At 38.3% G+C, this 12,916-nt stretch carries 14 protein-coding genes; all 14 read right to left on the bottom strand.

Features of this window, described 5'->3' with window-relative positions; translation table 11 throughout:
- Positions 1–497 precede the first annotated feature (497 nt).
- Complete coding sequence (locus tag CIL03_RS02000) at positions 498–860, bottom strand: diacylglycerol kinase family protein (RefSeq protein ID WP_165767880.1); 363 nt, start codon at positions 858–860, stop codon at positions 498–500.
- Complete coding sequence (gene ybeY, locus CIL03_RS01995; protein WP_094883535.1) at positions 850–1,314, bottom strand: rRNA maturation RNase YbeY; 465 nt, start codon at positions 1,312–1,314, stop codon at positions 850–852. The genes CIL03_RS02000 and ybeY overlap by 11 nt, the downstream gene beginning before the upstream one ends.
- Before the next feature lies 1 nt (position 1,315).
- The gene (locus CIL03_RS01990; RefSeq protein ID WP_094883534.1) at positions 1,316–3,457 is read right to left on the bottom strand and encodes an HD family phosphohydrolase; all 2,142 of its coding nucleotides are present in this window, start codon (positions 3,455–3,457) and stop codon (positions 1,316–1,318) included.
- Between the two features lie 61 nt (positions 3,458–3,518).
- On the bottom strand, positions 3,519–4,481 hold the full coding sequence (locus CIL03_RS01985; RefSeq protein WP_094883533.1) for a PhoH family protein: 963 nt from the start codon (positions 4,479–4,481) through the stop codon (positions 3,519–3,521).
- A gap of 2 nt (positions 4,482–4,483) precedes the next feature.
- The gene (gene yqfD, locus CIL03_RS01980) at positions 4,484–5,695 is read right to left on the bottom strand and encodes a sporulation protein YqfD (RefSeq protein ID WP_094883532.1); all 1,212 of its coding nucleotides are present in this window, start codon (positions 5,693–5,695) and stop codon (positions 4,484–4,486) included.
- 17 nt (positions 5,696–5,712) lie between these two features.
- Positions 5,713–5,994, bottom strand: a complete 282-nt coding sequence (yqfC, locus tag CIL03_RS01975; RefSeq protein ID WP_094883531.1) for a sporulation protein YqfC — start codon at positions 5,992–5,994, stop codon at positions 5,713–5,715.
- Between the two features lie 116 nt (positions 5,995–6,110).
- Positions 6,111–6,611, bottom strand: a complete 501-nt coding sequence (locus CIL03_RS01970; protein WP_094883530.1) for a hypothetical protein — start codon at positions 6,609–6,611, stop codon at positions 6,111–6,113.
- 30 nt (positions 6,612–6,641) lie between these two features.
- Complete coding sequence (gene floA, locus CIL03_RS01965) at positions 6,642–7,637, bottom strand: flotillin-like protein FloA (RefSeq protein WP_094883529.1); 996 nt, start codon at positions 7,635–7,637, stop codon at positions 6,642–6,644.
- 33 nt (positions 7,638–7,670) lie between these two features.
- On the bottom strand, positions 7,671–9,008 hold the full coding sequence (locus tag CIL03_RS01960) for an NfeD family protein (protein ID WP_094883528.1): 1,338 nt from the start codon (positions 9,006–9,008) through the stop codon (positions 7,671–7,673).
- Between the two features lie 145 nt (positions 9,009–9,153).
- Positions 9,154–9,600, bottom strand: a complete 447-nt coding sequence (locus tag CIL03_RS01955; protein ID WP_094883527.1) for a GatB/YqeY domain-containing protein — start codon at positions 9,598–9,600, stop codon at positions 9,154–9,156.
- A gap of 14 nt (positions 9,601–9,614) precedes the next feature.
- Positions 9,615–9,791, bottom strand: coding sequence for a 30S ribosomal protein S21 (gene rpsU, locus CIL03_RS01950; protein WP_019377991.1), 177 nt, complete (start codon positions 9,789–9,791; stop codon positions 9,615–9,617).
- Positions 9,792–9,962: 171 nt separating this feature from the next.
- The gene (gene deoC / locus CIL03_RS01945; protein WP_094883526.1) at positions 9,963–10,634 is read right to left on the bottom strand and encodes a deoxyribose-phosphate aldolase; all 672 of its coding nucleotides are present in this window, start codon (positions 10,632–10,634) and stop codon (positions 9,963–9,965) included.
- A 164-nt stretch (positions 10,635–10,798) separates the two neighbouring features.
- Positions 10,799–12,151, bottom strand: a complete 1,353-nt coding sequence (gene mtaB, locus CIL03_RS01940) for a tRNA (N(6)-L-threonylcarbamoyladenosine(37)-C(2))-methylthiotransferase MtaB (RefSeq protein ID WP_094883525.1) — start codon at positions 12,149–12,151, stop codon at positions 10,799–10,801.
- Positions 12,151–12,909 carry a 16S rRNA (uracil(1498)-N(3))-methyltransferase gene (locus CIL03_RS01935; protein WP_094883524.1) on the bottom strand — a complete coding sequence of 253 codons (759 nt, stop codon included), beginning with the start codon at positions 12,907–12,909 and terminating at the stop codon, positions 12,151–12,153. Before CIL03_RS01935 ends, mtaB begins: the two co-directional genes overlap by 1 nt.
- Positions 12,910–12,916: the final 7 nt, after the last annotated feature.

The raw sequence follows: 12,916 nt of genomic DNA, 5'->3' as shown, positions 1-12,916 counted from the left end.
CGCTGCGGGCGGATGCTTTCCGCGGGCACGGCCTCAGCCTCCTCGAGAAAACCACTCTGCGGGGTCTTCGGACTCGTGCTATTCCCGCAGGAGTCACCGCCCTGCGCTCACCCGAACTGGTGAGGTGGTTCTATGCTTGTATCGATTGCTATTGCACTTTATCGGCAGTAACCTGAATACTAGCGGAGGAAATACTGCGGGAAAGCGAAGACGATGAGACCCCACAAGGAGCGTTCTTTGCGACCGAGGAGGCTCATCGCGAGCCCGCGAAAAGCGAAGTGTATTTCCGGAGCGAGTTTTAGCACTCAACAAGCTTTTGCACGACGCAAATGAACTTTCACTACGTCGCATTCTATAGATTTTGTGTCAATAACAATAAATCTATTCGGTGAGGCGAACGAGGTGCAGTACCAAATCTGTTCAGTGTAAAGACTCCATGATGCAGTCCTGCCTTTTAGAAAACTTCCAAAATAAAAAGCCCCGCAACAATGGGGGCGCTAGAGTATTATTATAATTTTTGGAATAAAAATAATTAATCCAATGGCTGCTGCAGTAATAGCCGAAATCAGCACGGCAGCTGCTGAGATATCTTTTATTATTTTTGCTGCAGGATTAATTTCAGGTTTAAGATAATCGATCAATTTTTCGATTGCGGTATTTATCATTTCCAAAATCAAAACAAGTCCAATTACGATCATTACGAGCGACCACTCTACGTGAGATATATGAAATACAATCCCAGCTATAATAACCAGGATAGCTGCCATCAGGTGAAATCGAAAGTTTCTTTCTGTTCGGATTACATGCTTGATGCCATTCCACGCATAAGAAAATCCGATCGTCCTTTTTTTATCTTTCAATTCCAAACTCACCCAGTATTTCTTCCTGTCTTTTAAACATTATTTCCTCATCATCCTTATTTATATGGTCATATCCCAATAGATGAAGAAACCCGTGTACTGTCAGAAATCCTAATTCTCTTTCAAAAGAGTGATTATAATCTTCTGCCTGTTCTTTCGCCTTGTCAACAGATATTACGATATCTCCTAGCATTAAAGGTATATCTTCACCAATAATATCCAGTTCACCTTCTACAGTTTCCTGCATGGCAAAGGAGATAACATCTGTTGGCATATCCTTTTGCCTGTAGTTGCGATTGAGCTCCTGTATTTCTTTGTTATCGACAAAATTAACGGAAAGCTCAGCCTCTTGTGAAATACCTTCTTTCTCGGCTGTATAAACAACCAGCCTCTGCAGTAAATCAATGTAATCTGTGGGTACAGATTTTGTCTGATCGTGAAAATCAATATGCATGTTATTTTGCCTCCTTCATTGGATATTGTATTCTGGAATGAAAAATACCTTTCAGTGTGTCACATACAGTTCGATGAATTATTTTCAGCTCCTTTAATGTAAGCGGGCTTTCATCAAGCTGACCATCCATCAAACGACTATTAACAATTGAAGCAACAATTTCCTCGATTTTTTCTTCAGTTGGCTCCTTTAAAGATCGGACAGCTGCTTCCACTGAATCACAGATACAAATAATAGCTGCTTCCTTCGTTTGAGGCTTAGGCCCAGGATATCTGTAACTTTCCTCTGTAACCTGCTTGTTTGTCTCTTTTTCCTTGTAATAAAAGTATTTAAGCAATGATGTACCATGGTGCTGTTTGGCAATATCTATAATTTCTTTTGGCAAACGGTGCTCTTTCAGCATTACGGCTCCATCATACGGGTGACTAATAATGATCTCAGCACTTTGCCTCGGTGGTATTACATCGTGCGGATTTTTTATCGATAGTTGGTTTTCAATAAAATAATGTGGCCGTACCGTTTTTCCGATATCGTGGTAATATGCTCCAACTCTTGCCAGCAAACCATTCGCACCTATAGCTTCACAAGCTGTTTCACTTAAATTTGCAACCATAATCGAATGATGGTAGGTTCCTGGTGCTTCAGTTAAAAGCTTTTTCAATAATCGCTGGTTTGGGCTGGACAGCTGCAGTAATTTAATATCAGAAAGAATTCCTAGACTGGTCTCAAAAAATGGAAGCAATCCAATTGTCAGCACTGCTGATAAAAATGCAGAAGCTATTCCGAAACCTGATAGAATAAATATATCAGCTATAGCATATTTTTCGAAAGAGAGAAATAAGAATAATAATACAGCAATTACATTTACGATCGTCATTCCTAAGCCAGCTTTTAAGATGGCAAAGCGGTCTTTAAGATTTATCAGAAAAATAATTCCCGCCAATTGAGAGAAAAAGAAATAGACTCCAGCTTCAACGTTTAAAGATCCTGGGATTTGGCTATTAAAAATGACACTTCCCAAAATTGCATATATACCCGCAAACAGGATTGCAGTGCGTTCACGAATCAGAAGTTTAACCAATAAAACCCCTGTTGCAACGGGTACAACATAAAACAGCTGATTTGTGTTATTTGCATAGATGCTTATAATTTTCATTAATAAGACAACGATAAAACTTATAAATATGATTGACATCAGTTTGCCTTTATCTAATTGTCCTAATCTGTTGAGCCTAAACATCTCATAGGCAATAACACTGCTTATCAACAGGATTAACAATGCCAGTCCAATAATCGGAAAAACATTTCTTTCTTTATTCAATAGACCAGCCAAGTTTAGTTTTTCATAGATTTCATTGGTAATAATCTGACCTTCCCGGACAATAACCTCACCTGCTCTGATCATAACAGGCTCGACACTGCTGGCTGCTTCCTTCTGCGCAGTATTTGTTTTTTCATAATCGAAGAATGAGTTTTCAACAACTGCAAATTCAGTCAGTTTTGTCAGAGATTTCTTGAGATTACTGTCCATGGTTGAGTATTTAATATTCTGCTTCATTGTTGAAATTGCACTTTGGATATTCTCAGCACGAACACCATTTTCAAGTGTATCACTCAATGCTGAATTAAATAGTGTTCTGCCTTTTTCACGTTCACTGCTTGGCACCTCTATTAATTTTGCCAGAACACTGTCATTTAATTGCTCCGTTATTTCAGGGGAGAGGATCTGCTTCAGCCGCTGGACCTTTTCCTGACTTGTTATTAAAGCTGCTGTATTGTCATCCCCGGAATCATCCTTTTTGAGGTTCTCTTCATCCGACTTTGCAATGGCATCAAATATTTCATCTACATATGCTGTACGTTCCTCTGTTATTTCTTTCGATATATTATATCTGTCCTCAACTGCTTGCACTGTTTCCCTTGTTTTCCGTTCCGTTTCCTGTTCATTCTCTATCGTTATTGGGGAATGTATTGTTTCTTTTGCACTATTAAAGCGTTCGATATCATACGTTTCGGTATGTACATTATTTAACGTAACAAAAAAGAAAAAAATTGCTAAGACCGCTACTGGAAATAAAATAAAAATGTATTTATTCTTCACATTGAAAAAGAACTTAAAATTGGACATTTTTTTCTTTTCCATACGTTTCACCCCATCAAATGTAAATTAATATACAAATAAGACCCATAAATGGGCCTTACTTCTATATATTTCTTTCATATGCAGCAATAATCCTTTGTACAAGTGGATGTCTCACTACATCTGTCTGGTCAAGATGAATAAATGAGATTCCTTTCACTCTATTCAGCAATTGGTCTGCCGTCTGCAATCCGGATTTCACACCTTTAGGCAGGTCTATTTGAGTAATATCGCCGGTTATTACCATTTTGGAACCAAACCCCAAACGTGTCAAAAACATCTTCATTTGTTCCGGTGTTGTATTTTGTGCTTCATCTAATATAACAAATGCATCATCAAGTGTTCTTCCACGCATATAAGCTAGCGGGGCTATCTCAATTGTTTCTCTTTCAATCAGGCGCATTGTATGTTCAGCTCCCAGAACATCATGTAAGGCATCGTATAAAGGCCTTAGGTAAGGATCTACCTTTTCCTTTAAATCACCAGGCAGAAACCCTAAGCTTTCACCGGCCTCAACTGCTGGCCTTGTTAAAATGATTTTTTTAACAAGGCCTTGTTTTAAAGCATGTACAGCCATAACGACAGCTAAATAGGTTTTACCAGTACCAGCAGGGCCAATTCCAAAAACCAGATCATGTGATTTAATAGCATTAATATAGCCTTTTTGCCCTAAAGTTTTAACACGGATCGATTTTCCCTTTGCATTTTTTGTGATTTCATCTTCAAACAAGGTTTCCAATTGATTAATTTTGCCATCTTTGGCCAAATCAACTGCATATACAACATCTCTTTCAGAAATAGTCAGCCCTCTTCTTATTACAGATAGAAGAGTTAACAGGATCTCCTGAACGAGTTTTATATCATCATCCTTGCTGCCAGATACACTTACCTGTTCTCCACGGGTCACAATGGAAACATTCAGTTGTTCTTCAATTTGTTTTAAATATTTATCATTTGCGCCAAACAAAGCTAATGCTTCAGTTGGATTTGTTAATTGCAGGTCAATTTCTGTTAGGTTACCCGACATAATCAATCTCCTTGACTTATAGGTTGTACTTTTGCAATATCTTCCTCTACATTAAGATATAAGTTTAATTTAACTTTACCATTGTCAATAGCTTCATGCAAAACTTTTTGGGAGATAATTTGTGCTTTTGGACCTAATTGTAATTTTAACTCATTTATTGCCTGATTTATCCCTGCCTGAACTGCTTCCTCCTTTGTTCTATTACTTTTGGTATTTATTTTTTCTCTTAAAATCGTTTCACCGGCTTTTATAGGAAGCTCCCATTTAAAAAACTTCAGATTTTCCTCATTTGTTTCTCTATGAATATTCTCAAATTCTGGCTTCCTGAATCCCCATACAGGGAGCCGGAAATCTCCGATGCTAAAAAAATACTGTTTTTTCTGGTTGCCTGTCAGTATTTCAAAAGTTCCTTTTAATGGGACTGTAACATTAACTTCATACCATGTTGTAGCTGTTATTTCACCAGCTGCTGCAACCAGGTCAGGCTGCTTTTTATCATCTTCATCCTCCTCTTCGCTATTGTTTATGATTCCAGAAACCAGTAGATCCCCTGGCTCAACATAATCATTTACTCCAACTTGAGGAACTCCCTTTGAAACATACATTTTTTTGATAACACCCTTTTTTGTAGCAATTAAATTTCTTGGTCCGGGTTTTTCCTCCTCCTTAACTATAATTTTTTCAACCCCTTCAAGAAAAAAGGTTGTCCCTTTTTGATCAACACCAACCCATAAAAGCTCGGGTACATCCTCAACTAACTTTTGCTGAATAGCATTTGGTGATTCAAGTGAGAAAATCCATGAGCCAGGATGAATCCCGTAACTATCCAATTGCTTACTGATTTTCTCTTCAATTTCTTTTGGCACCCCAGAAATCTTCACTTCCCAAATGATATTGGATAAAAATAAAATTAATAAAATACTGATGAATAAACTTATTACAACATGTCTTTTCCGAATAAACCTTCTGAATAAAAATGGGTAGCCTTTTTTATTTAGAAATGAAATTTTAAAATCTGTTCCCCGTTTTAGTTGTCTCACATGTCTGACATCATGTAATTTAATATTTCCCTCACATTCATCTTCTGCTGTTTTTCTTACATTCCAGACAGTTAATCCTTCGCCAATACATTTCTGAAAAAAAAGTTCAGGGCTTGTACCCTTTACCAATATCGTGACATATCCTGTTAAAGAAGATCCTTGTGTTTGTTTCATTGCCTCCTCCTTTCGTATCACTCGGGGACGAATTTAACTTCTTTAATTTTACCTTCCAGTAATATTTCTTCAGGCAGCATCATTTTCAGAACAAACGATGAACCTGTAATTTGGATATATCCTTTATTCGTCTTTAATTTAAGCTCATTATCTGAATACGTTGCCAGCCCCTGATGGTTTTCTATGTATACATGAATTTGTCCAATTATGGTTATTCTTGGAAGCCCTAGTAAAACATCAGAAGGAAGTGCAAGATATTTAATTAGCCATGGGCGAATTCTCTGATGCAATTTCTTCACTTATGCAGCCCCCTCTCCCATATATATTTATGAGAACATGCAAAATATAAGAACAACAAAAAGCCATCGGCAGAAATAAGCTTCTTCCACTTATTTGCCGATGGCTTTTTCTTTTTTTATTTTCTTCGTTGGGAGACGATGCTCCGGTATGGTTTTTGGGCTCTTGGCGGCCCTAAAACTTCAGACAAGATAATTCCATTAATCAGACGTTTTCCTTCTAAGTTACTGCCAATTTCTCTTTTTAAATGGCTGCGTTTCTGACTTAGGTCTATTTCAGATTTACTAAGGTCATTAAATGCACTGTGTTCCAGATCCTTCATGCTTTGATCGCCACTAGTCCGGTACCGGTTTGCAAGCTGTTCCATCTGTTCATTTTGCTTATCCTCTATTGATGATGTATAAACACGATCAGCCTCATTATCAACGTATACCTTTTGCTTTGGTTTTCCACCAGAAGGTGCTGTTCTGGACCTTGGGGATTTATTCGGTCTCTTTTGCTGTTCTTCTTTTTGTTTATTTGAACTGTTTTTGAGAAAACCAATAATCCCTGCGATAATGATGAAAATAATATAGCCATTAGACGCAAGAGCTTCGAAAAGATTAAAAAGTCCTTCCATCAAACCCCCCCTTTGTCTACAACGATTGTTTTAGTTGTTTTCATTATCATCATTATTATCTTTAGATAATTTACCAATCGTATCGCGCATATCTGTATCTGCATCGATATTTTTATAGTTCATATAATCCATAACTCCTAAATTTCCTGAACGCAATGCTTCGGCCAGTGCAAGCGGAACATCTGCTTCAGCTTCAACAACCTTCGCACGCATTTCCTGAACCCGTGCAACCATTTCCTGTTCTTGTGCAACTGCCATCGCACGGCGTTCTTCAGCTTTTGCCTGTGCAATGTTTTTATCAGCTTCAGCTTGGTCAGTTTGCAGAATTGCACCAATGTTTTTGCCGATATCAACGTCAGCAATATCTATTGATAGAATTTCAAAAGCAGTACCTGAATCGAGCCCTTTACTCAATACTGTCTGGGAAATAGAATCAGGATTTTCCAATACCTTTGCATGTGTGTCAGAACTACCAATTGTACTTACAACACCTTCACCAACACGAGCAATAATTGTTTCTTCACCTGCACCACCGACCAATCGGTCAATGTTTGCCCGGACAGTAATTCTCGCTTTCGCTTTAACCTCGATTCCGTCCATTGCAATACCTGCAATAAATGGTGTTTCAATAACTTCCGGATTTACACTCATTTGTACTGCTTCGAGCACATCACGGCCTGCAAGGTCAATTGCAGCACCACGTTCAAATGGTAATTCGATGTTTGCCCGATGTGCGGCAATTAATGCATTAACTACTCTATCTACATTACCACCAGCTAAATAGTGACTTTCCAGCTGATTTGTTTTGACATTTAATCCAGCTTTATGTGCTTTAATTAATGGATTTATTACCCGATTCGGTACAACCCTTCTGAGACGCATACCTATCAAGGTGAAAATACCAACTTTAACCCCAGCTGCCAATGCACTAATCCATAGTGCAACTGGAATAAACGTAAATAAAATTGCCAAAGCAATCAAAATTACCGCAATAATGATAAACGGCATAAGATCATAAAACTCCATACATAATTCCTCCTGTTTTAAATTTATTATATATTAGATTTCTCTAACAACAATACGAACCCCTTCAACTTTTACAACTTTTATTTGCTTATTTGCATCAATAAACCCGCCATCGGAAACAACATCTACCCGTTCATTATCGAGCAGAGCAGTGCCGGACGGTCTTAATGGAGTAACCGCAGTACCTTCAAGTCCAATTAATTCCAGACGGTTTACAGACGAAACATATCCTAGTTCTGTCGTTGTACTGTCTTTTAGAATAACATGCCGGAAGATTCCTTTATCCATGCCTATCTGTCTAAAGAGAATAACGGCAGCAATTAATGCGACTAAAAAGGCAATACCTATGCTCATCGACATATGGCCTAAATCATATCCTGACATAAACAGAGATCCAATTATTGCTCCCGCACCAAGTAATCCGAGAATTCCACCGGGCACAAAAAACTCGGCTGCTATCATTATAATACCTAGAATCAAAAGAACGACTGCTTCCATGCCAGCAAGTCCTGCAACAATATGCCCATAAAAAAATAGTATTAGTGAGACAAGCCCCATTATGCCCGGAACCCCAAAGCCAGGAGAATATAATTCAACAATTAGTCCAAGACTTGCAAGAGATAAGAGAATTGGCACAACAACAGGGTTAGTTAAAAATCTGGCAACTTCCTCAGAAAAAGTAGTTTCCTTCTCAACAACCTTGGCATCGGATAAGCCTAATTCATGCAATAATTCAACACGGTCATTTACCGTCCCTTCCGAATATCCAACTTCAATGGCATCTTTAGGACCTAGAGTAAGAAACTTTCCTTCTGGTGCACCGTATTCAGGCAGATCAATTTCCGAATCAGCCATTGCTGCTGCATACAATGGGTCTCTGTCTTTTGCTTCAGCTGCACTGCGCATAGCCTCAAGCCAGGCTGATTGTGCTTTCTTATCTGCAGCAGTTCCATCAGAATTTATGATCCCACTTGCTCCCATTGTAGCATGTGGTTTCATATAAATTGTATCTGCAAATAATGCAATATAGGATCCAGCAGAAAGGGCTTGGTTCACGATATAAGCAGTAGAAGGTATCTCTAAATCCTGAATGATTCCGCCAATTTGACCAGCTGAATCTACGCGTCCGCCTGGTGTATCAATTTCAAAAATAATATGGTCGGCTCCTTCTTCAATTGCTTCTTCTGTAGTACGGGTTAAAAACGCCTGCAAACCCCGTTCCACTTCTTTTTTAATCGGAATAAAATGGACGGATTTACCAGCTCCATTTTCATTTGCTTCTGCAGAATAATGTGTGTTGGGAATTAAAGCAACGATACATAAAATAATTAAAACTATGTATATGGAGATCCGATTACCTTTTCCCAGCAAAATAACTCACCCCCTTTTGATCTATTATTATATACGAAATGATTATGTAATTGGTTTCATTTTTCTGAGGCTGACAGAGTTAATATAAATACTACCACATCAAAAGAACCTTGTCATACCGTATGACAAGGTTCTTTAATTAAAATTAATTTAAATGTTTTTGTACGAGACGGTTTATTTGAGAGCCATCAGCTTTTCCCTTTACCTTAGGCATTATTGCACCCATTACCAATCCCATATCTTTTTTGGATGTTGCATTGACTTCTTGAATCGTCGTCTGAACAATCGCCTCCAGCTCATCATTTGAAAGCTGTTTAGGCATATATTCTTGTAAAATATTGATTTCAGTTTCAAGTTTTTCAACAAGATCTGCGCGTCCAGCTGATTTAAATTCTTGGAGGGAATCATTTCTTTGTTTTACCTCTCTGGACAAAATAGTTAATTCTTCGTCCTCTGAAAGTGTATCTTTTCCAAGCTTTATCGATTCATTCTGCAATGAAGCTTTAACCATACGTATAACACTTAAACGTTCTTTATCTTTCTTCTTCATTGCCTCTTTCATATCCTGATTCAGCTGTTCAGTTAATGTCATGCTTCTCAATCCCTTTAGAATTTACGCTTTCTAGCAGCTTCAGATTTCTTCTTACGTCTGACACTTGGTTTTTCATAGTGTTCACGCTTACGATATTCCTGAAGTGTACCACTTTTTGATACACTACGCTTGAAGCGACGAAGAGCATCCTCAAGAGACTCGTTTTTACGAACGCGAGTTGTATTTGACATGCTAATTTCCCTCCCTCCGAAGCACAAAACAAGTTTATACAGACATACACTTATAACAGTCATATGCCTTTTTAAAGTATAATATATTCCTGTTTGCTGGTCAACACATTATTTTCCCATAACGGAAATAATAGATGAATTTCACAATTTCAGGGTTAGTAAAATCAACGATTAATAGTCAGATGTACCCTGATTTCCTTTAATGATATCCACTCCTGCACTTGCACCAATTCTGGTTGCCCCGGCATCAATCATAGCTTTTGTTCCTTCGAGGTCCCGGACCCCACCTGAGGCTTTTACACCCATCTCACTTCCGACAGTCTCTCGCATCAGCTTAATATCTTCAATTGTTGCGCCTCCACCGGAAAATCCAGTAGATGTTTTAACAAAATCCGCTCCTGCTTCTTTTGCCAATTTGCAAGCACGGACCTTCTCTTCTTCAGAAAGCAGTGATGTTTCAATGATGACCTTTGTCAGAGCATTGTTTCCAGCTGCATTAACAACTGCTTCGATATCTTCTTTAACAGCCTGGTCATTGCCGGATTTAAGCTCTCCTACGTTTATTACCATATCCACCTCTTCTGCCCCATCTTTAATTGCCTGTTTTGTTTCAAATACTTTTGTCTCTGAAGATGTAGCCCCAAGGGGAAAACCAATAACCGTACAAACTTTTACTGGAGTATCCTTTAAGTTATCATAGCAATAAGAAACCCAATGTGGATTTACACAAACTGAAGCAAATTCATGTTCCCTTGCTTCCTCAACTATTTGCTCTATCTTCTCCTTGGTAGTATCAGGCTTTAACTGTGTATGATCAATGTACTTTGCTAAATTTATTGTCATTTTAATCTTCCTCTCATTTTGGTTGTACGGACCTCTTAAGCCATCATAGCACGGTCAAAAGAAAAAATCTAATGATAATCTAGTTGCCTATTGCCATTCTGATGGGAATACACTTCCAAAGAGGCTCTAACGTAAATAATCCGGTCCTGGGACCGGATTTTATCTTAATTCGCTTTAGCATGTGCATGTGTAGCTGTATCCATAATTCTTACAAAAGTACCTTCATTCATTGGATAGCCAGATTTAGTTATTTTTACACGTACAATTTTCCCTATCATGTCAGGTGTTCCTTCAAATTGTACTTTCATATAGTTGTCTGTATAGCCAACCAATAATTCCGGGTGATCCTCATCATGAACCCGTTCTTCAGGAATTACTTCCAAAACTTCATTTTCGTAAGCAGAAGCATATTCTTTAGCTAACTGATCCGATAATTCTATCAGCTGATGTACACGTTCATTTTTGAGGTCTTCATCTACCTGTTTGTCCATTCTTGCAGCTGGTGTTCCAGTACGTCTTGAAAAAGGAAATACATGAAGCTCCGAATAACCAATATCTTTTATAAAATTATAGGTTTCCATAAATTCCTCTTCAGTTTCTCCTGGAAAACCAACAATTACATCCGATGTTATAGCAAGACCAGGCAGTGCTTTACGGATTTTATTTATCTTTTCCTTGTAAAATGCACTTGAATATTTTCTGCGCATTCTGGCTAGTACAGTATCAGAACCGGCTTGCAGAGGTATGTGCAGATGGCGTACTATTTTTTCAGATTTGTCAAGCACCTCAATAACTTCATCAGTTATTTGGCTTGCTTCAATGGAGGATATGCGAATCCGCTTTAACCCATCAACTTTTGATTCCAGGTCTCTGAGCAGCATAGCAAAATTATAGTCATTCATGTCCTCGCCATAACCAGCAGTATGAATACCTGTAAGCACAATTTCTTTATAGCCTGCATCTACAAGTTTCTGAGCTTGTACTACAACATTCTCCGGATCCCTGGAACGCAGTAACCCGCGTGACCACGGGATGATGCAAAACGTACAGAAGTTATTGCATCCTTCCTGGATTTTCAGCGATGCACGAGTACGATCTGTAAATTCAGGAACATCCATTTCTTCAAATACCCGATTTTTCATGATATTTGTTACACCATTAATAGGCTCTCTTGTTTTTTTATGCTCATCAATGTATGTAAGCATATTTTTGCGGTCCTGTGTTCCAACTACTATATCCACTCCGGGGATCTCCATAATTTCACCAGGGGATGTCTGGGCATAACAGCCTGTCACACAGACAATTGCTTCTGGATTTTTTCTTATTGCACGACGAATAACCTGCCTGCTTTTTTTATCTCCGGTATTTGTAACCGTACATGTATTGATAACGTAAACGTCAGAATCGTGATCAAAATCCACACGCTCATAGCCATTATCCATAAACATTCTCCAAATACCTTCTGTTTCATAATGATTTACCTTACAGCCTAATGTATGAAATGCTACAGTTGGCATCAATTACACCCCAATTCTTCAAAATGGTAGGAAATACTTGCTAAAGTATATAAAGCTGCAGTTTCTGTTCTTAAGATCCTCGGACCTAACCGGACAGGGGAGAAGCCATTTTTTGTTAGTTCTTCTGCTTCATTCGCAGAGAATCCGCCCTCAGGACCTATACAGACTAATAGCTTCTGACCAGCTTCAAGTCCCTTTACTATCTTCCCAAGTGACTTGTGATGATCTGATCTTGCTTCTTCTTCATAAGGAAAAATTTTTACATCATAATTAGAACTTTCTTCAATTAATTCAGAAAGTGTCATCATTGGCATAATACGCGGGATTCTATTTCGATGACTTTGCTCACTTGCTTCTTTAACAATTTTAGCAAAACGCTTCATCTTCTTATCCATTTTTTTATCATCCCAGACGACTACAGATCTCTCCGCATTAAATGGAATAAAGGAATGAGCACCCAGTTCTGTACCTTTTTGCACTATTAAATCAAATTTATCGCCTTTTGGCAATCCTTGTGAAATGGTTACTTCTACTGGGAGTTCCGCAGACGTGTCAAGCCATTCCTGGATTTTCAAATAAACCTTTGATGATTCAATTTCACTAATCTCACAAATTGCAGCCTTCCCGTTCGGATGATTACAAATAACGCTATCACCCTCTTTAGACCGCATCACTCTATTTATGTGATGTGCATCGTCACCCTGAATGGTGACATTCATATTATCCCAATCTGTTTCAGGTACGAAATACCGTTGCATATTGCAC

It is taken from the genome of Virgibacillus indicus (genome assembly GCF_002266285.1).
GTDB lineage: Bacteria > Bacillota > Bacilli > Bacillales > Amphibacillaceae > Virgibacillus_K > Virgibacillus_K indicus.
This window is presented reverse-complemented; position numbering and strand designations above follow the sequence as displayed.

What these genes read in the sequence shown, in the direction of transcription:
- ybeY (WP_094883535.1), bottom strand. Translation starts at nt 1,314, where the DNA reads ATGCATATTGATTTTCACGATCAGACAAAATCTGTACCCACAGATTAC.
- CIL03_RS01990 (WP_094883534.1), bottom strand. Translation starts at nt 3,457, where the DNA reads ATGGAAAAGAAAAAAATGTCCAATTTTAAGTTCTTTTTCAATGTGAAG.
- CIL03_RS01985 (WP_094883533.1), bottom strand. Translation starts at nt 4,481, where the DNA reads ATGTCGGGTAACCTAACAGAAATTGACCTGCAATTAACAAATCCAACT.
- yqfD (WP_094883532.1), bottom strand. Translation starts at nt 5,695, where the DNA reads ATGAAACAAACACAAGGATCTTCTTTAACAGGATATGTCACGATATTG.
- CIL03_RS01970 (WP_094883530.1), bottom strand. Translation starts at nt 6,611, where the DNA reads ATGGAAGGACTTTTTAATCTTTTCGAAGCTCTTGCGTCTAATGGCTAT.
- floA (WP_094883529.1), bottom strand. Translation starts at nt 7,637, where the DNA reads ATGGAGTTTTATGATCTTATGCCGTTTATCATTATTGCGGTAATTTTG.
- CIL03_RS01955 (WP_094883527.1), bottom strand. Translation starts at nt 9,600, where the DNA reads ATGACATTAACTGAACAGCTGAATCAGGATATGAAAGAGGCAATGAAG.
- rpsU (WP_019377991.1), bottom strand. Translation starts at nt 9,791, where the DNA reads ATGTCAAATACAACTCGCGTTCGTAAAAACGAGTCTCTTGAGGATGCT.
- deoC (WP_094883526.1), bottom strand. Translation starts at nt 10,634, where the DNA reads ATGACAATAAATTTAGCAAAGTACATTGATCATACACAGTTAAAGCCT.
- mtaB (WP_094883525.1), bottom strand. Translation starts at nt 12,151, where the DNA reads ATGCCAACTGTAGCATTTCATACATTAGGCTGTAAGGTAAATCATTAT.
- CIL03_RS01935 (WP_094883524.1), bottom strand. Translation starts at nt 12,909, where the DNA reads ATGCAACGGTATTTCGTACCTGAAACAGATTGGGATAATATGAATGTC.